This window comes from Streptomyces sp. NPDC006602, assembly GCF_042870385.1.
Lineage (GTDB): Bacteria > Actinomycetota > Actinomycetes > Streptomycetales > Streptomycetaceae > Streptomyces.
The window spans coordinates 30,760-48,081 of record NZ_JBIAHG010000037.1 but is presented as its reverse complement, the minus strand read 5'-3'; the positions used below and the strand labels follow the sequence as shown (position 1 = coordinate 48,081).

Below are 17,322 nucleotides of genomic sequence, written 5' to 3'. Positions count from 1 at the left end.
GCCGGGTCAGCGAACGGAGTCTTCCAGCCACTCCGCGTCGATCTCACCCTCGGCGACGATCACCGCGGGGCCGGTCATCTCGATCTCGCCGTCGGGCCGCTCGGTGATCACCAGGGTGCCGCCGGGCACGTCGACGGTGTACGTCGCCGGGGTTCCGGTGACGGTCGGGTCGGCGCCGTCCCGGCGGGCGGTGGCCACGGCGACGGCGCACGCGCCCGTGCCGCACGAGCGGGTCTCGCCGGAGCCGCGCTCGTACACGCGCAGGGCCACGTGCCGGGGGCCGCGGTCGGCCACGAACTCGACGTTCACCCCGTCCGGGTAGGCGGCGGCCGGGCTGAAGTGCGGCGGGGAATACAGGTTGCCCGCGTATGCCAGGTCGTCCACGAAGGCGACGGCGTGCGGGTTGCCCATGTTCACGTTCCGCGCGGGCCAACTGCGCTCGCCGACGCTCACCGTGACGTCCCCCTCGGGGAGGAGCGCCTTGCCCATGCCGACGGTGATGTCGCCCTCCTTGGCGATGTGCACCGTCTTCACGCCCGCGCGCGTGGCGACGGCGAGGTCGCCCTCGCCGACGAGTCCAGCGCGCTGGAGGTACCGCACGAAGACGCGCACGCCGTTGCCGCACATCTCCGCGATGGAGCCGTCGCCGTTGCGGTAGTCCATGAACCACTCCGCTTCGGCGGCCATGTCCACGGCCTCGGGATGCGCTGCGGACCGCACCACGTGCAGCAGGCCGTCACCACCGATGCCGGCGCGGCGGTCGCACAGGGCGGTGACGGAGACCGGGGGCAGGTCGATGGTGTTCTCGGGGTCCGGGACGATCACGAAGTCGTTCTCGGTGCCATGACCCTTGAGGAAGGCGATCCGCGTGCTCATTCCTCGATCGTACGGGGTGGGTACGACAACCCCACGCGCACGCGTGAGGTCACCGGAGCCGACCACTCCAGGGCTGCCTCAGCGCAGCCGGGCCACGCGCCACACGGCCAGCACGACCACCGCGGCGACCAGCACGACGTACGCGATCACGATCCGCCAGTCCGGACGCCGCCCGGAGCCCCGCTGCGGCAGCCCGGGCCACGTGTAACCGACGCGGCGGGCGGCCATCATGCCCCAGCCGGCCGCGCAGGAGCAGATCAGCATCCCCAGCATGGCGATCACGGCACCGCTGTCGCCGAAGTCGAAGGCCAGCGGGAAGGCGAACATCAGGGAGCCGACCGCCGCCAGGCTCACGATGGGAGCGAGCTGCCAGATACGCATCCGGCGCTGCGGGCGCAGCTCGACCTCGACCTCCGGGCCGCCCGCGAACATCTCCTCGGGCTCCGGACCGTCGGCGGTCACACCGTCCTGCATCTCGTCGGGCCCGTCGGGGCTCAGACGATCGCCGTCCTGCTCCGCTTCACCGCCTTCGACGGTGCGGGGCTCGGTACCTTGTGCGGTGTCGCGAGGGCCGGCCTCCATCGCCACGCGCCCTCCCAACTCGGACTCCACTTGGTCGATCGAAGCTCGATGATGGCACGGCGCCGAAGGCCGCGATGACGGCCGGAGCGTCCCGATGCCATGACGTGATCAGGCTGTAACCGGTCGTTCGACCAATGCCAGTGCGAGCTGCGGAAGTTCTGTGAGGTCCGCCGCAGCCCCACTCAACCAGTGCACCCGGGGATCGCGCCTGAACCACGAATCCTGACGGCGCGCGAAGCGCTTGGTGGCTCGTACGGTCTCGGCCCGCGCCTCTTCGTCGGTGCACTCCCCGGCGAACGCCGCGAGCACCTGCTGGTAGCCGAGCGCGCGCGAGGCCGTACGCCCCTCGCGCAACCCTTGCGCCGCAAGGGAGCGCACTTCCTCCACCAGCCCGGCGTCCCACATCCGGTCGACCCTGCGCGCGATGCGCTCGTCGAGCTCGGGCCGCGCCACGTCGACACCGATCTGGAGCGTGTCGTAGACGGAGTCGTGGCCGGGGAGGTTGGCGGTGAAGGGCCGGCCGGTGATCTCGATCACCTCGAGGGCTCGGACGATACGGCGGCCGTTGCTGGGCAGGATCGCGTGCCCGGCCTCGGGGTCGGCGGCGGCCAGGCGCGCGTGCAGCGCCCCCGAGCCGCGCAGGGTGAGTTCGTCCTCCAGCCGGGCCCTGACTTCGGGGTCGGTGCCGGGGAACTCCAGGTTGTCGACGGCCCCGCGCACGTACAGGCCGGATCCGCCGACCAGAATCGGCCAGCGGCCCTCGGCGAGCAGCGCTTCGATTCTCGCGCGGGCCAGTTTCTGGTACTCGGCGACGGAGGCGGTGACCGTGACGTCCCAGATGTCCAGAAGGTGGTGCGGGACGCCTTCGCGCTCCTCGGGCGTCAGTTTGGCGGTGCCGATGTCCATCCCTCGGTAGAGCTGCATGGAGTCGGCATTGACGACCTCGCCGCCGAGACGCCGGGCCAGGAAAACGCCCAGATCGGACTTTCCGGCCGCGGTGGGTCCGACGACGGCGATGACTCGGGGGGCGGGGGGTGCGCTACTCACCGCCCCAGTCTCGCAAACCTCGCGCCCGCTCCTCGAACGAGTTACGTGACGGCACGCGCGCGGGGTCGTTGCCAGTTGCGAGGTCTTCCGCCGCCCGATCACAGGGGCGGCGACCGGGCGGCGCAAACGGACGCACCGGACGACGCGGGATTTCGCCCGCACGAGTAACGTATGGAGTGGATATGGGCGTTTTCGCACGACTTCTTCGGAGGTCGAAGACCACGGAGGAGGCGTCGACTGCCGAGGCGCAGGCCGGCACACCGACGGTCGAGCCCGTGGCTCAGGAGGCGGCAGAGGCGAAGGGGTCGGTCGAGACCGAGGCGGAGACGGCGGCCGGGACCAAGTCCGAGACGAAGGCAGCGGCCGAGGACGCGGCGGAGGAGACGGCGGCTGGGGCCGCCGAGGACCCTTCCGGCTCCGCCGAGGGCGTCGAGATCCCCAAGCAGCAGTCCGCCGATGAGGCTGCCGACAACGAGGCGGGCGAAGGCGCCCGCACGTAACCGCCCCGCGAGGGAAGGTGGAACATGGGTCTCCTGGACAATCTGAAGACCAGACTCAACCCGGCCAAGGACAAGGTCACCGACCTCGCGCAGCGGCACGGGGACAAGATCGAGCACAGTCTCGACAAGGCCGCGAAGGTCGTCGACGAGAAGACCAAGGGCAAGTACAGCCACAAGATCCAGTCGGGGACGGGCAAGGCCAAGGGCGCCGTGGACAGACTCGCGCACAAGGACGGCACAGAAACGGGAGGCGGCATCGGCACGCCACCTGCCTCTCCGCCACCTGCCGGCCCGCCACCTGCCGGCCCCCCGCCGACATCCTGACGGCACGGCACACCGACGGACGGCCGCGGAGCACGACGCTCCCGGCCGTCCGCCGTGTTCGTCGCCTCGGCGTGCGACCTGGTCGTATCCCCGGGTCGTATCCCCGGTCGTTGGAACCGGGCCGTTATGACCAGGCTGCGACCACGTACCCCACCCCGTACGGCGCGTCCTCGTACAGGAGTGTGCCGCCGAGGTCCGTGCCCTCGGCCGCGCCGGCCAGCACCTGCCAGGAGGCCCGGCCGGATGCCTTCAGCTCGTACGCCAGTCCCGCGTCCAGCGTCTCGAGAGCCGCCACGTCCGCCGAACCCAGCGCCCGCGCGACCTCCGCGTCGAAGGGTGCCGCCCGCTCGTCGAGATAACCCGGCGCCTTGAGCGTTCGGCATGCGCTGGCGTCGCCCATCACCAGGAGCGCCACCCGCTCGGCCCCCGCGGCGATTTGCCGTCCGAATTCAATACACCGCTCGGCCACGAGAGGTTCCCCCACGCCGAGTCCCTCGATCGGGGCATCCGCCCATCCGGCCCGCTCCAGCAGCCACGCGCCCACCGCGAGCGAGGGCGGGAGCAGGCGCCCGGTCGCCGTGCCCCTGTCCGCGCCCAGGCGTACGTCGATGTCCACGCCGAACCCGTGGAACGAGCCCCGGGTGCCCTCCGGATGCGTCCCGTGCCCGCTCCGCTCGGCCGGCCCGACGACCACGAGCCGGTCGGGCCGGGCGGCGGCGAGGACACCCAGCGCGTCCGTGCAGGCGGCACGCGCGGCGTTCAACTCAGGCGCGGCGCCGGCGGCGATCTCGGGCACGAGCAGGGGCGGGCAGGGGCAGACTGCGGCGGCGACAAGCATGATCGGCAGGGTACGTCAAGCCGCAGACCCGCCACAGGCAGCGTCAGCCGCAGGATCGCCCGCGCGTTCAGTCGCAGCCGCAGAATCGCCCCGCGCGGCTCAATCGCAGCCGCAGGCTCGCCCCTGCCCGGTGTCAGTCGCAGCCGCAGCCGCTGCCCGACGTGGCCGGGAGCGGCTCCGGGGCGCCGATCTTCGGGAGACCGAGCATGACGCCGGCCGGCTTGGCGGCCTTCTCGGCGTTGCGCTTCTCCCAGGCGTCACCCGCGCGCGTGGGGCGCACGGCGAGGGTGGGTCCCTCGGCGAGGAGGTGGTGCGGGGCGGCGTAGGTGATCTCGACGGTGACCACGTCACCGGGGCGGACCTCCTGCTCCGGCTTGGTGAAGTGGACCAGGCGGTTGTCGGGGGCGCGGCCGGAGAGACGGTGGGTGGCGCCGTCCTTGCGGCCCTCGCCCTCGGCGACCATGAGGTCGAGCGTGCGGCCGACCTGCTTCTTGTTCTCCTCCCAGGAGATCTCCTCCTGAAGGGCGACAAGACGCTCGTAGCGCGCCTGGACGACCTTCTTGGGGATCTGGTCTTCCATGGTCGCGGCGGGGGTGCCGGGGCGCTTGGAGTACTGGAACGTAAACGCTTGCGCGAACCGCGCCTCGCGGACGACGTGCAGCGTCTGCTCGAAGTCCTCCTCCGTCTCGCCGGGGAAGCCCACGATGATGTCGGTGGTGATCGCCGCGTGCGGGATGGCGGCGCGGACCTTCTCGATGATCCCGAGGTAGCGCTCCTGGCGGTAGGAGCGGCGCATCGCCTTCAGGACCGTGTCCGAGCCGGACTGCAGGGGCATGTGCAGCTGCGGCATCACGTTCGGCGTCTCGGCCATGGCCGCGATCACGTCGTCGGTGAAGTCGCGCGGGTGCGGGGAGGTGAAGCGGACGCGCTCCAGGCCCTCGATGGCGCCGCAGGCCCGCAGCAGCTTGCTGAATGCCTCGCGGTCGCCGATGTCGGAGCCGTACGCGTTGACGTTCTGGCCGAGCAGCGTGATCTCGGAGACGCCCTCGTCGACCAGGGCCTCGATCTCGGCCAGGATGTCGCCGGTCCTGCGGTCCTTCTCCTTGCCGCGCAGGGCCGGGACGATGCAGAAGGTGCACGTGTTGTTGCAGCCTACGGAGATGGAGACCCAGGCCGCGTACGCGCTCTCGCGCCGCGTCGGCAGGGTGGAGGGGAAGGCTTCGAGCGACTCGGCGATCTCGACCTGCGCCTCTTCCTGGATGCGGGCGCGCTCCAGGAGGACCGGCAGCTTGCCGATGTTGTGCGTGCCGAAGACGACATCCACCCAGGGCGCCTTCTTCACGATGGTGTCGCGGTCCTTCTGCGCCAGGCACCCGCCGACCGCGATCTGCATCCCGGGACGGCTGGCCTTGCGTGGGGCGAGACGGCCGAGGTTGCCGTACAGCCGGTTGTCGGCGTTCTCGCGCACCGCGCACGTGTTGAAGACGACGACGTCCGCGTCCCCGTCCGACCCCTCGGGCGCGCGCACGTACCCGGCGTCCTCGAGCAGCCCGGACAATCGCTCGGAATCGTGGACGTTCATCTGGCACCCGTAGGTGCGCACCTCGTATGTCTTCACGCCCACTGCCAGGCTCCGGTCGCTGCTGCTCATGCGACAAGGGTAGGCGGTGTGCGGAGTGCACCCTGCCGCTGCGCTCCCGGCGAGGGACGACCCGCCGGGAGGCCCGGGCAGAAGTCGCGCCCTCGCCCGTTCGGCCCAGTGGGTGCCATCAGCGGCGCTCCGCGCCCGCGGCCGGAATGCGCAGCCGTATGTCGGTGCCCCGCTCCGGGGCGGGCTCCAGTGAGAGCGCGGCGCCTATGAGGAGGGCACGTTCGCGCATGCCGCTGATGCCGGAGCCCTCCGGTGCTTCGCCCAGGCCCTTTCCGTTGTCGCGCAGAAGGAGTTCGACGCCGTCCGTGACAGGCTGCAGCCGTAGTTCCGCACGGTCGGCGGCCGCATGCCTCGCGGTGTTGGTGAGGCCCTCCTGGCGACGCGGTAGACCACGAGCTCGGACTCCTCGGTCAGCCGGGGCAGATCGCGGAGGGCGCGCACACACTGCTGAGCCCCTTGCGGGACCTGTTCGCCGCCGTGTTCTTCGTTTTCTTCGGGCTGCACACCGACCCGGCCAGCATCCCGCCCGTACTGCTGCCCGCCCTCGCGCTGGCGGTCCTGACCGCCGCGACGAAGATCACCACCGGGTACTGGGCGGCCCGGCGGGCCGGGATCTCGATCAAGGGCCGCTGGCGCACCGGCGGCGCGCTGGTGGCACGGGGCGAGTTCTCGATCGTCATCGCGGGGCTGGCCGTGAGCGCCGGCATCGAACCGTCCCTCGGCCCGCTCGCCACGGCGTACGTCCTCATCCTGGTCGTCCTCGGTCCCCTCACCGCGCGCTACACGGAGCCCTTGGCGTCCTGGTGGACCCGCCGTGCGGGGGAGCGCCGGGAGACTCGCGAAGCCTCATCGCGGGCGGCAGCGGAGACGGAGGCGGGCGCTTCGGTGGGCAGTGACTGAGCCGCCGATTTCATACGCCCCGCCAGGCTCCGTCACTCCGCGCCCGGCACCCATCCCTGCCTGCGCAGCACCCCCGGCACGTCCGGTGCCTCGTAATGGTCGCCCTTGAGGACCTTGCCGTCGGCGCGGCGGGCGACGCGGCCGTCGGGGCCGCGCTTGGTCATGTTGGAGCGGTGGATCTCGGCGATCACCGCGTCGAGGTCGATGCCGTGGACGAGGGCCGTGCCGTATGCGACGTAGACGACGTCGGCGAGTTCGTGCGCGAGCCGGTCGAGCGGGCCGGTGACGGAGACTTCGGCGACCTCCGCGGCCTCCTCGGCAAGCAGCTCACCGCGGTGGGCGGCCAGTTCGGGCGAGACCTCGGTGGGCGTACTGCGGGCGGCGAGCCCGACGGCGAGGTGGAATTCACGGACCAGGTCGACGGGCGAGGGGCTCATACGCCGACTCTATCGACCGCCTCCGACAACGCCGTAGGTGAATCCGCCCTCCGAGGCCGCTCCAGCACTGGCCCCGGACCGCCCCCTGAGCCGCCGCCCCTGGTCAGCACCGCGCCCCGACTGGCAGGATCGCCCGCATGTCCAGAGTGCTCCCCCGTATCGGCAGGCGCCGGGCCCTGCAGAGCACGGCCGCCGGGTTGGTCGCGTTCGGGCTGCTGCTGTGGTGGCTGCTGCCCCTGGGCGAGGCGCCACCGAGCGGGACGATCACGTTCAGCACGGGGACGAAAGCCGGCGTCTACCAGGAGTACGGGCGGTTGCTTCGCGCCGAGCTCGACAAGGACATGCCGAACCTGAAGGTGCGGCTGCTGACCAGTGACGGCTCTCAGGAGAACGTCACGAGCGTGGCCACCGGCAAGGCGGACTTCACCATCGCGGCGGCCGACGCCGTTGCGACGTACACCGGCCCCGGCGCCGACCGGCTGCGCGGTGTCGCCCGCCTGTACGACGACTACGTACAGCTCGTCGTCCCGCGCGACTCGGACGTCGAGTCCGTCGCGGACCTGAAGGGCAAGCGCGTGGCCATAGGGCTGCCCCACTCGGGTGTGCGGCTGATCGCCAACCGGGTGCTCAAGGCGGCCGGCATCGACGCCAAGAAGGACATCACGCCGTTGTCCGACGGGATCGACACCGGCCCGGACCGGCTCAAGCGGGGCGAGATGGACGCGTTCTTCTGGTCGAGCGGGCTGCCGACCGCGGGATTGGAGAAGCTGTCCGCCACGTACGCCTTCCGGTTCGTGCCGATCGGCACCGACCTCGTCGCCAAGCTGCACGAACAGGGCGGCGCGTCCCGCTACTACCGCGCCACGAACATGCCGGAGTCGGCCTATCCGCCCATCCAGAAGGGGGCCACGGTGGCGACGATCGCGGTGTCCAACCTGTTGATGACACGCACGGACATGGACCCGCGGCTCACCGAGTGGCTGACCCGGACCGTGCTCAAGAGCCGGGACGGCATCGGCGCCCACGTCCACTCCGCCCAACTGGTCGACGTACGCACGGCGATCTATACGGACCCGCTGGCCCTGCACGAAGGCGCCCGCCGCTACTACCGCTCGGTCAAGCCGTAGCCGACGCCCGGCGCACGTCGTGCGAAACCTCGCGCAGACGCCGTACGAACGTCTCGTCGGCCGGCGCGGGAAGACTCACCGTGAGACCCGGTGCACACCCCGCGCAGGCACGCAGCGAGCCCTCGGCCACCCGCCGTACACGCGGTACCGAACCTCACGCAGCCGGACCCGATCGCGGCACCCGTACCGTCACCTTCAGCCCGTGCGGCTGGTGGTGGTCGTAGATGATCGAGCCGCCGCCCGCGGCTAGCAGGGCGCGGGAGATGGACAGCCCGAGGCCGGAGCCCTTGATGTTCTGGTGGCGGCCGCTGCGCCAGAAGCGGTCGCCGACGCGGGCGAGTTCCTCGTCGGTCAGCCCCGGGCCGTCGTCGGTGACCACGACGGTGGAGGTGTCGCCGTCGGCGGCGACCGTGACCTCGACGCTCTCGTCCTTCGGCGTGAACTTCACCGCGTTGTCGATCACCGCGTCCAGAGCGCTGGACAGCGTGACCGGGTCGGCCCAGGCGGTGGTGGGCGGACAGGTGCCCACCAGCCGTACGCCCTTGGCCTCGGCGGTCGGTGTCCAGGCCGCGACGCGCTCGGCGGTCAGGGCGCCGATGTCGGTGACCCGGAGATCCGCCTCGGTGTGCTCGGCCAGGGCCAGGTCGAGCAGGTCGTCCAGGACCTGGGCCAGGCGCTTGCCCTCGGCCTGGACGGAGGCGATCTCCTGGTTGCCCTCCGGGAGTTCGAAGGCGAGCAGTTCGATGCGCAGCAGCAGCGCCGCGAGGGGGTTGCGCAGCTGGTGCGAGGCGTCGGCGACGAAGGCGCGCTGCTGCTCCAGGACGTCCTCGACGTTGTCCGCCATCTCGTTGAACGACCGGGCCAGGCGCCTGAGTTCCGGAGGTCCGCCGGCAACCGCGACCCTGGACTTCATGGCCCCGCTCGTGATCGCGTGCGTGGTGGCGTCCAGGACGCGTACGGGCCTGAGGACCCAGCCGGTGAGCCGGAGCGCGGCGCCCACGGCCAGCAGCATCGCGGCGACCTCGCCCGCGCCGATGACCAGCCAGCCGTGCAGGATCCGCGAACGCATCGGCCCGGTCGGCGAGTCGGTGACGACGACCGCGACGACGTCGCCGTCCCGGATGACCGGCGAGGCGACGACCAGGCGGTGGCGCTGCCAGGGCCACACCTGCTTCGGATCGTGGCTGCGCCGACTGAGCAGCGCCTCGTCGAACGCTTGGCGGACCTCGCCCTCCTCGGGGAGGACGAAGACCGGCGGCGCCTTGGCCATGGGGGTGGCGTTGCGGTAGAAGACGCCCGCCCGGATGCCGTAGACGTCGTAGTAGCTGGCGAGTTCGATGCCCAGCGTGTCCTTGCGCTCGTTCGCCTCGCCGGGCGGGTCGGTGACGTACTGGGCCAGGGCGGCGAAGCGGGCGGTGTCGTCGATCCGGTCGACGACGACCTTCTGCTGCTGGGCCGCGGCCACGCTGATGGCGAGCGGGATACCGAGGGCGAGCAGGACGGCCGCCATCAGGACGATGAGCAGCGGAAGCAGACGTGTGCGCACCCGGGCCCGCTACGCGCCCGGGGCGACGAGCCGGTAGCCCACGCCGCGTACGGTCTCGATGAGCGCCGGCATGCGCAGCTTGGCGCGCAGGGACGCGACGTGCACCTCAAGAGTGCGCCCGGTCCCCTCCCAGCTGGTGCGCCACACCTCACTGATGATCTGCTCACGGCGGAAGACCACCCCGGGGCGCTGGGCCAGCAGGGCGAGGAGGTCGAACTCCTTGCGGGTCAGCTGGACGACCGAACCGTCCACGCTGACCTGGCGCGTGGGCAGTTCGATGTGGACCGGGCCGAGGCGCAGGCCGGTCTCACTCGCCCCCGGGACGTCGTCGTGGGCGGTGCGCCGGGCGACGGCGTGGATGCGGGCCAGCAGCTCCCCGGTGTCGTACGGCTTCACGACGTAGTCGTCGGCGCCGAGGTTGAGACCGTGGATGCGGGAGCGTACGTCGGAGCGCGCGGTCACCATGATCACCGGGGTGCTGGTGCGCTTGCGGATCTTGCCGCAGACCTCGTAGCCGTCCTGGTCCGGAAGCCCGAGGTCGAGGAGGACGACTCCGAAGCCGTCGCATTCCGGGACGAGGGCCTGCAGGGCCTCCTCGCCGCTGCGGGCGTGCGTGACGTCGAAACCGTGCCTCGCGAGGACCGCGGACAGGGCGGCTGCCACATGGTTGTCGTCCTCGACGAGGAGCAGTCTCATCCGGGCCCCCTTCGGTTCATCGGACGTACGATCAGGATGTGTAAAAAACGTGTGCACGCGCGCGCGTGCACATGGCAGTCACGCTGATGGAAGAGGACGGCGTCAAGAGGGTTCCGGTTGCGCGCCGCTTCCGTTACCCGGCCGATACGCGACCAGCTCGCAAGTGCTACGACACGTGTCCGATTGCTATCGGATCGTGATGCTCAGATTCACCTCAGATGTAATGACGCTGGTCGCGAGTGGTTACTACTGTCCTCCGAAACCGAGGAGGACGGAGCCTTAAAGCGATGACCGAAGTATCGGTGGCCAAGGACGATGTGGCCGCGACCGGAGAACTGGTCGTCCTGAAGAGCGTCAACAAGCATTTCGGCGCGTTGCACGTTCTCCAGGACATCGATCTGACGATCGCCCGCGGCGAGGTTGTCGTGGTCATCGGACCCTCCGGATCCGGCAAGTCCACCCTGTGCCGCGCCATCAACCGCCTGGAGACGATCGACTCCGGCACTATCGCCATCGACGGCAAGCCCCTGCCCCAGGAGGGCAAGGCGCTGGCCCGGCTGCGCGCAGACGTCGGAATGGTCTTCCAGTCCTTCAACCTGTTCGCGCACAAGACCGTGCTCGAGAACGTGATGCTCGGCCAGATCAAGGTCCGCCGGGCAGACAAGAACGTGGCGGCGGAGAAGGCCCGCCAGCTGCTCGACCGGGTGGGCGTCGCCAACCAGGCCGACAAGTACCCCGCACAGCTCTCCGGCGGCCAGCAGCAGCGCGTCGCGATCGCGCGCGCCCTGGCCATGGATCCGAAGGTCATGCTCTTCGACGAGCCCACGTCGGCTCTCGACCCGGAGATGATCAACGAGGTGCTGGAGGTCATGCAGCAGCTCGCCCGCGACGGCATGACCATGATCGTCGTCACGCATGAGATGGGCTTCGCCCGTTCGGCCGCCAACCGAGTGGTGTTCATGGCGGACGGTCGGATCGTCGAAGAAGCTGTGCCGGATCAGTTCTTCAGCAACCCGCGCAGCGACCGCGCCAAGGACTTCCTGTCGAAGATCCTGCACCACTGACGAATCCGCACCGACGACGCGCCCGGATCACTCAAGGCCTGTGTCACCCGCAACGACGGCATTCTCCTCACCACACAAAGGATGTTCACCATGAAGCTCCGCAAGGTCTCCGCCGCGGCGGCCACCGCGCTCGTCCTCGCCCTGACTGCCACCGCCTGTGGCAGCGACGACGGTGACGGCGACAGCGGCTCGGGCTCGAGTGGCGGCTCCACGATCAAGGTCGGCATCAAGTACGACCAGCCCGGTCTGGGCCTGAAGAAGCCCGACGGCTCCTTCTCCGGCTTCGATGTCGACGTGGCGACGTACGTGGCCAAGGAGCTCGGCTACAAGCCCGACCAGATCGAGTTCGTCGAGACCAAGAGCGCCGACCGCGAGAACGCGCTGGCCCGTGGCGACGTGAAGTTCATCGCGGCCACCTACTCGATCACCGACGAGCGCAAGCAGAAGGTCGACTTCGCCGGCCCGTACCTGCTGGCCCACCAGGACCTGCTGGTCAAGGCCGACTCGGACATCACCAAGGCCACGGACCTCAACGGCAAGAAGCTGTGCTCCGTGACCGGCTCCACTTCGGCGCAGAACGTCCATGACACCATCGCCCCGAAGGCCCAGCTGAAGCAGTACGGCGGCTACTCGGAGTGCATCGCCGGCCTGCAGAGCGGCGCCGTGGACGCGGTGACCACCGACGACTCGATCCTCGCGGGCTTCGCCGCGCAGGACCAGTACAAGGGCCAGTTCAAGCTCGCCGGCCTCAAGCTGAGCAACGAGAACTACGGCATCGGCGTCAAGAAGGGCGACACCGCGACCGTGAACAAGATCAACAGTGCCCTGGAGAAGATGGTCAGCGACGGCGCCTGGGAGAAGGCGGTCACGGACAACTTCGGTCCGGCCAACTACAAGAACGAGCCCGCGCCGAAGATCGGCAACATCGTCAAGTAGCGCCGCAGGGATTCCACCGGCGCGCCGCAGCCCACGCGATCACGGCGGCGGCGCGCCGCGCCGTCCACGTACGCCACACACCCGGAAGCGCGGGAGATCGTGTTCGACTTTCTTGAAGGTTACGACGTCCTAGGGGCGTTCTGGATGACGGTGAAACTCACCCTCATCTCCGCCCTCGGCTCCCTGGTCTGGGGCACCCTGCTGGCCGCGATGCGGGTCAGCCCGGTCCCGCTCATGCGCGGGTTCGGCACCGCCTATGTGAACATCGTCCGGAACATCCCGCTGACCGTCATCATCGTCTTCACCTCACTCGGTCTCTCCGACATCTTCGGCATGACGATGGGCGCCGCCGACGACTTCGACGCCCAGAGCTTCCGGCTGGCCATCCTCGGCTTCGTCGTCTACACCGCCGCGTTCGTCTGCGAGGCGATCCGCTCCGGCATCAACACCGTGCCCGTCGGACAGGCCGAGGCGGCCCGCGCCATCGGCCTGACCTTCAGCCAGATCCTGGGGCACATCATCCTGCCCCAGGCCTTCCGTTCGGTCATCGGACCGCTGGCCAACGTGCTGATCGCGCTGACCAAGAACACGACCGTGGCGGCCGCGATCGGCGTGGCGGAAGCCGCCCTCCTGATGAAGGAAATGATCGAGAACGAGGCACAGACGCTGGCCATCGGCGCGGTGTTCGCTCTCGGGTTCGTGGTACTGACCCTGCCCACCGGCCTCATCCTCGGCTGGCTGAGCAAGCGACTGGCGGTGAAGCGATGACCTCCGTTCTCTACGACGCTCCCGGCCCTCGCGCCAAACGGCGCAACGTGCTCTTCTCCGTGGTCTTCTTCGTCCTGCTGGCCCTGCTCCTGTGGTGGATCTGGCGGACGATGGACGACAAGGGCCAGCTGAAGTGGGCCCTGTGGAAGCCGTTCACCCAGTCGGAGGCCTGGACGACGTATCTGCTGCCGGGCCTCGCCGACACGATGAAGGCCGCGGCGCTCGCCATGGTGATCGCCCTGCCGCTGGGCGCGGTCTTCGGCATCGCGCGTCTCTCGGACCATCGGTGGGTGCGGGCTTCGGCCGGCACGGTGGTCGAGTTCTTCCGGGCGATCCCCGTCCTGCTGCTCATGCTGTTCGCCAACGAGTTGTACGTCCGCTCCACGGACATCAGCAGCGAGCAGCGGCCCATGTACGCAGTCGTCACCGGCCTGGTGCTCTACAACGCGTCCGTCCTCGCCGAGATCGTGCGGGCGGGCATCCTCTCCCTCCCCAAGGGGCAGACGGAGGCCGCCATGGCGGTCGGTCTGCGCAAGGGGCAGACGATGACCAGCGTTCTGCTGCCGCAGGCCGTCACGGCCATGCTGCCGGCCATCGTCAGCCAGCTCGTCGTCATCGTGAAGGACACCGCGCTGGGCGGTGTGATGCTGGGCTTCACCGAGCTGCTCAACTCGCGCCAGACGCTGGCGGCCAACTACGCCACCGTGGTCCCCAGCTTCATCGTGGTGGCGGTCATCTACATCGTCGTGAACTTCACCCTCACCAGCTTCGCGAGCTGGCTCGAGGGCAGGCTGCGACGCAGCAAGAAGAGCACGGGGGCAGTCCTCGGCGAGGACACGGTGGAGGTCAACCCCGCGGCGGTGCGCGGTGCCTTCGGAACCGGTGAAAACACCGGCGGCGGCGGCGGGGGCTTCTGACAACCAGTCAGGTGACCTGAGCAACACGGAGGGCAGCGGCATGATCGCCACTGCCCTCCGTCACTTGACGCAAGCTTCGGCAATGGGTTGCATACGTTCTGTGATCGTGCACCCTGCTCCAACTTCCTGTTCACCTAGGTCTCTCGCGACACCGCTGCGGGCAGGGGGCGCCGCGCCGTGGAACCGGTGATCATCGTCGGCGCGGGGCCCGTGGGGCTTACGCTCGCCCTGGCGCTGGCCCGTCAGGAAGTGCCGTCCGTCGTGCTCGACGAGGGGCCGGGCAAGGACGAACCGCGCCTGGCTCGCACCGTTGTGCTGCGCGAGGACACCGCGGCCCTCATGGAAAGGCTGACCGGCGTGCCGCTCGCCGGCGCCGGCGTCCACTGGGCCGGATGGCGGTCGATGCGGCGCAAGCAGGTGATGCGCGAGGTCACGTTCGGGGACGACATCGACGCGGGGGGCGAGGCCGGTCCCGCCCCCTTGCACATCGCCCAGCACGTGCTGACCGGCGCCCTGCGCGCCGCCCTCGCCGGCGAGAGCCTCGTCAAGATCGCCGTGGACAGCCGCCTCGACGGCGTCGAACAGGAAGCCTCCGGCGTCACCGCCCACACTCGCGGCCCCAAGGGCACCTGGTGGCGCGGCAGTTACCTGGTCGGCTGCGACGGCCCGCGCTCGACGGTGCGCAAGCTCCACGACATCCGCTTCCCAGGCCGGACGGCGGTGGAACGTCACGCGGTGGCAGCCCTGCGCACGGAACTCCCCTGGCCCGACCAGGCGTTGCTCCACCGGACGCCGCCCTGGCGCACGACCGGCCCCTCGGCCGGCGAGATCACCGGGCGCCCCCTGCCGGACGGCGTGTGGCGCCTCGACTGGCTGCTGCCGCCGGGCAAGGACCTGGTCACGCCGGAACTGCTCGTAGCCCGCGTCCGGGAGACCCTGGCCGGCTGGACGGGCGGCTCGACACCGTCGTACGAACTCCTGGACACCGGCGTCCACATCGTCCACCACCGGCTGGCCCGCCGCTGGCGCGCGGGGCGTGTCTTCCTCGCCGGGGACGCGGCACACCTGCTCGGCGCGCTCGGCACCCAGGGCGTCGAGGAAGGGCTCAAGGATGCCGACAATCTCGCCTGGAAGCTCGCGCTGGCCTGGCACCACGGGCCGCACGAGGCGCTGCTCGACAGCTACCAGGCGGAACGGCGCTCGGTCGTCGCCGCCCGGCTGCGCGCCGCCGACCAGGCCCTGCCGCTGCTGCGCGGGGGTGGAGGGCTGCGCGTGTACGTCCCCGGTTCGGCCCGCGGCCATGACGCGCTGGTTGCCGACGGTCACTTGGGGCGCGGCCCGCTCGGTGCGCCGGGGGCGTACGCCAACTCGCCGCTCGCGCCGCGGCACCTCGAAGGAGAGGCCCTCGTCGACACGGCGCCCGGCGCGCCGGTCACCGATGTGCGGGTGACGGCGGAGGACGGCACCTTCGTACAACTACGGGATCGCCTGGGTCGCGGCGTGCTGCTCGTCGTGCTGATCGCGCCGGGCACCGGCGTGTGGGAGCGCAAGCACTGGGTGACCGCCGGGATCATGCCCCGGCTGGCGGCGGCGGTGACCGCACTGCCGAACCCCGCCGAGCTGCTGGTCGCAGAGGAGTACCCGGGCGCGGCCCCGCACACCGTCCTGCTCGTCCGACCCGACGGTCACCTCGTCACGGCGCTGACCGGGGTCCGACCGGCCGACCTGTACGCGGCGGCCGAGGCGGCGCTGGGCGGGCCGACGCGGGCGGAGGCGGAAGCCGGGGCGGGCGCCGGATCCCGTTGACGTGTCTGTGGTCACTGTCACTGTGGGTCCACATAGTGACAGTGAGTTGACCGGCCCGGACCGCCATGGTGTACTCCGGATCGTGACCGACACCTGTGTGCACCTGTGGCGGAAGGTCCATGTGGACCTCGTCCGCTACGCGGGCTGCATGTGTCGCCCGTCCTTCTGAATTCGCATTCCTCCTCTCTCTTGGCGCGCTCCGCTTCCGCGTTGACGCGCGCTTCACGCGAACGCTCTTCAGGACGGTGCCCGTGTCTGTCTCCCCTGTCTCTACTGCTGTCCCCTCCGCTTCCGCTGTTTCCGTGCCGACGCAGGCGGACCTCCTCGACTTCGTACGGCGTACGGCCGCCGACGCCGAGCTGATCGACTCGCTTCCGCTCGACCCGGAGGGCCGCACCTGGGTGCGGCTGGAAGGGCCGGGTGGCAGCGAGGCCTGGCTGATCGGCTGGCCGCCCGGCACCGGCACCGGCTGGCACGACCACGCCGAGTCGGTCGGCGCCTTCCTGACCGCGTCCGGTGAGCTCAAGGAGAACTCGCTCGCCGCACGGCTGCCCACCGACGGCTGGAAGACGCTGGAACTGACCGAGGACGTGGACCGGGAGCGCCGCCTTTCGGCCGGACAGGGCCGCGCCTTCGGCCGCCACCACGTCCACGAGGTCCTCAACGAGTCGACCGAACACCACGCGATCTCCGTCCACGCCTACTACCCGCCCCTGCCGCAGATCCGCCGCTACAGCCGCAGCGGGCCGATCCTGCGACTGGAGCAGGTGGAGCGCCCGGAGGACTGGCAGTGAGCGGTGCGGTTGGTCTGGAAGTGGGCGAGGCCGACGAACCGCCGGTTCCTGCCGACGGTGTCGAAGAGTTGCTGGAGCGAGTGCGCGGGGGCTTCGAGCGGGTCTAACCGCAGGAGGCGTACGACACACCGGCTTGGCAGGGGACGCGCTGCTGGTGGGCGTCCCCGGCACGGCCTGCGCGAGCGGGACGGCCTGATCCGCGGCAGCTGCCTTCTCGGTTGGTGGAAACCACTCCGAGGCGGGCGTCTGGACGACCAGCGAGCCGCAGGCGAGGCCGCCACGGCAAGCGAGGCGGGCCCGGCGCCACAGCTCGGACGACGATACGGCGGACGACACCGGAGAGGGCCTGGTGAGAGGTGACGTCGGTGGACACGGCGTCAAGGCCAAGCGCCGTGACCGGCGGTGCCTCCAGCACCGCACCCCTCTCTCGAACTCGATGGGCGCCCCCGCGCGTCCACCGCGTCCGGGCCACTGAGCGGCAGCACCGCGTTCAGTCACACCACCGCGTTCACC

The 17,322-nt window shown here is 70.4% G+C and carries 18 protein-coding genes and 2 pseudogenes; 11 read left to right on the top strand and 9 right to left on the bottom strand.

The window, feature by feature from the left end; genetic code table 11:
• Positions 1–6: 6 nt before the first annotated feature.
• The 3 genes from dapF to miaA all read right to left on the bottom strand — a co-directional run bounded on the left by dapF (position 7) and on the right by miaA (position 2,505).
• On the bottom strand, positions 7–876 hold the full coding sequence (gene dapF / locus ACFYO2_RS42490) for a diaminopimelate epimerase (protein WP_388360880.1): 870 nt from the start codon (positions 874–876) through the stop codon (positions 7–9).
• A 78-nt stretch (positions 877–954) separates the two neighbouring features.
• The gene (locus ACFYO2_RS42485; protein WP_388360919.1) at positions 955–1,458 is read right to left on the bottom strand and encodes a hypothetical protein; all 504 of its coding nucleotides are present in this window, start codon (positions 1,456–1,458) and stop codon (positions 955–957) included.
• A gap of 108 nt (positions 1,459–1,566) precedes the next feature.
• The gene (miaA, locus tag ACFYO2_RS42480; RefSeq protein WP_388360877.1) at positions 1,567–2,505 is read right to left on the bottom strand and encodes a tRNA (adenosine(37)-N6)-dimethylallyltransferase MiaA; all 939 of its coding nucleotides are present in this window, start codon (positions 2,503–2,505) and stop codon (positions 1,567–1,569) included.
• Between the two features lie 182 nt (positions 2,506–2,687).
• Between miaA and ACFYO2_RS42475 the strand changes: the two genes are divergently transcribed.
• Both ACFYO2_RS42475 and ACFYO2_RS42470 read left to right on the top strand, forming a co-directional pair.
• Positions 2,688–3,005 carry a hypothetical protein gene (locus tag ACFYO2_RS42475; RefSeq protein ID WP_388360874.1) on the top strand — a complete coding sequence of 106 codons (318 nt, stop codon included), beginning with the start codon at positions 2,688–2,690 and terminating at the stop codon, positions 3,003–3,005.
• Between the two features lie 24 nt (positions 3,006–3,029).
• Positions 3,030–3,329: an antitoxin gene (locus tag ACFYO2_RS42470; protein WP_388360871.1), complete on the top strand. Its 300-nt coding sequence runs from the start codon at positions 3,030–3,032 to the stop codon at positions 3,327–3,329.
• A gap of 124 nt (positions 3,330–3,453) precedes the next feature.
• Here the strand turns inward: ACFYO2_RS42470 and ACFYO2_RS42465 are convergent, their stop codons facing one another.
• From ACFYO2_RS42465 to ACFYO2_RS42455, 3 genes and pseudogenes are all read right to left on the bottom strand, one after another.
• Positions 3,454–4,167: a class III extradiol dioxygenase subunit B-like domain-containing protein gene (locus tag ACFYO2_RS42465; RefSeq protein ID WP_388360868.1), complete on the bottom strand. Its 714-nt coding sequence runs from the start codon at positions 4,165–4,167 to the stop codon at positions 3,454–3,456.
• 133 nt (positions 4,168–4,300) lie between these two features.
• Positions 4,301–5,818 carry a tRNA (N6-isopentenyl adenosine(37)-C2)-methylthiotransferase MiaB gene (miaB, locus tag ACFYO2_RS42460; protein WP_388360865.1) on the bottom strand — a complete coding sequence of 506 codons (1,518 nt, stop codon included), beginning with the start codon at positions 5,816–5,818 and terminating at the stop codon, positions 4,301–4,303.
• Between the two features lie 118 nt (positions 5,819–5,936).
• Positions 5,937–6,244: pseudogene (locus tag ACFYO2_RS42455) on the bottom strand (sensor histidine kinase); the annotation flags it as partial.
• On the opposite strand from ACFYO2_RS42455, the pseudogene ACFYO2_RS42450 reads away from it, so the two are divergent.
• Positions 6,236–6,718 (top strand): annotated as a pseudogene (locus ACFYO2_RS42450) (cation:proton antiporter); the annotation flags it as partial. The pseudogenes ACFYO2_RS42455 and ACFYO2_RS42450 sit on opposite strands and share 9 nt — an antisense overlap.
• A 32-nt stretch (positions 6,719–6,750) precedes the next feature.
• On the opposite strand, the gene ACFYO2_RS42445 reads toward ACFYO2_RS42450, so the two are convergent.
• Positions 6,751–7,155, bottom strand: coding sequence for a MazG nucleotide pyrophosphohydrolase domain-containing protein (locus tag ACFYO2_RS42445; RefSeq protein WP_388360863.1), 405 nt, complete (start codon positions 7,153–7,155; stop codon positions 6,751–6,753).
• Between the two features lie 137 nt (positions 7,156–7,292).
• Here ACFYO2_RS42445 and ACFYO2_RS42440 point away from each other — a divergent pair, with 137 nt between their 5' ends.
• On the top strand, positions 7,293–8,282 hold the full coding sequence (locus tag ACFYO2_RS42440) for a TAXI family TRAP transporter solute-binding subunit (RefSeq protein ID WP_388360860.1): 990 nt from the start codon (positions 7,293–7,295) through the stop codon (positions 8,280–8,282).
• 154 nt (positions 8,283–8,436) lie between these two features.
• On the opposite strand, the gene ACFYO2_RS42435 is transcribed toward ACFYO2_RS42440, so the two are convergent.
• Together ACFYO2_RS42435 and ACFYO2_RS42430 are read right to left on the bottom strand one after the other, a co-directional pair.
• Positions 8,437–9,828 (bottom strand): sensor histidine kinase, encoded by a 1,392-nt coding sequence (locus ACFYO2_RS42435; protein WP_388360857.1) that lies wholly within the window; start codon positions 9,826–9,828, stop codon positions 8,437–8,439.
• Positions 9,829–9,837: 9 nt separating this feature from the next.
• Positions 9,838–10,524, bottom strand: a complete 687-nt coding sequence (locus ACFYO2_RS42430) for a response regulator transcription factor (RefSeq protein WP_388360854.1) — start codon at positions 10,522–10,524, stop codon at positions 9,838–9,840.
• Between the two features lie 287 nt (positions 10,525–10,811).
• Here ACFYO2_RS42430 and ACFYO2_RS42425 point away from each other — a divergent pair, with 287 nt between their 5' ends.
• The 7 genes from ACFYO2_RS42425 (at position 10,812) to ACFYO2_RS42395 (ending at position 16,809) form a co-directional block, all read left to right on the top strand.
• Positions 10,812–11,588: an amino acid ABC transporter ATP-binding protein gene (locus tag ACFYO2_RS42425; protein ID WP_388360851.1), complete on the top strand. Its 777-nt coding sequence runs from the start codon at positions 10,812–10,814 to the stop codon at positions 11,586–11,588.
• A 90-nt stretch (positions 11,589–11,678) separates the two neighbouring features.
• Positions 11,679–12,524, top strand: a complete 846-nt coding sequence (locus tag ACFYO2_RS42420; protein ID WP_388360848.1) for a glutamate ABC transporter substrate-binding protein — start codon at positions 11,679–11,681, stop codon at positions 12,522–12,524.
• A 99-nt stretch (positions 12,525–12,623) separates the two neighbouring features.
• Positions 12,624–13,292, top strand: coding sequence for an amino acid ABC transporter permease (locus ACFYO2_RS42415; RefSeq protein WP_388360845.1), 669 nt, complete (start codon positions 12,624–12,626; stop codon positions 13,290–13,292).
• Positions 13,289–14,209, top strand: coding sequence for an amino acid ABC transporter permease (locus ACFYO2_RS42410; protein WP_388360842.1), 921 nt, complete (start codon positions 13,289–13,291; stop codon positions 14,207–14,209). The genes ACFYO2_RS42415 and ACFYO2_RS42410 overlap by 4 nt, the downstream gene beginning before the upstream one ends.
• Before the next feature lie 177 nt (positions 14,210–14,386).
• Positions 14,387–16,015, top strand: coding sequence for an FAD-dependent monooxygenase (locus ACFYO2_RS42405; protein WP_388360840.1), 1,629 nt, complete (start codon positions 14,387–14,389; stop codon positions 16,013–16,015).
• 1 nt (position 16,016) lies between these two features.
• Entirely contained in the window at positions 16,017–16,184 is a 168-nt protein-coding gene (locus ACFYO2_RS42400) for a putative leader peptide (RefSeq protein ID WP_388360837.1), read from the top strand.
• A gap of 82 nt (positions 16,185–16,266) precedes the next feature.
• Positions 16,267–16,809 carry a cysteine dioxygenase gene (locus ACFYO2_RS42395; protein WP_388360835.1) on the top strand — a complete coding sequence of 181 codons (543 nt, stop codon included), beginning with the start codon at positions 16,267–16,269 and terminating at the stop codon, positions 16,807–16,809.
• Positions 16,810–17,322: the final 513 nt, after the last annotated feature.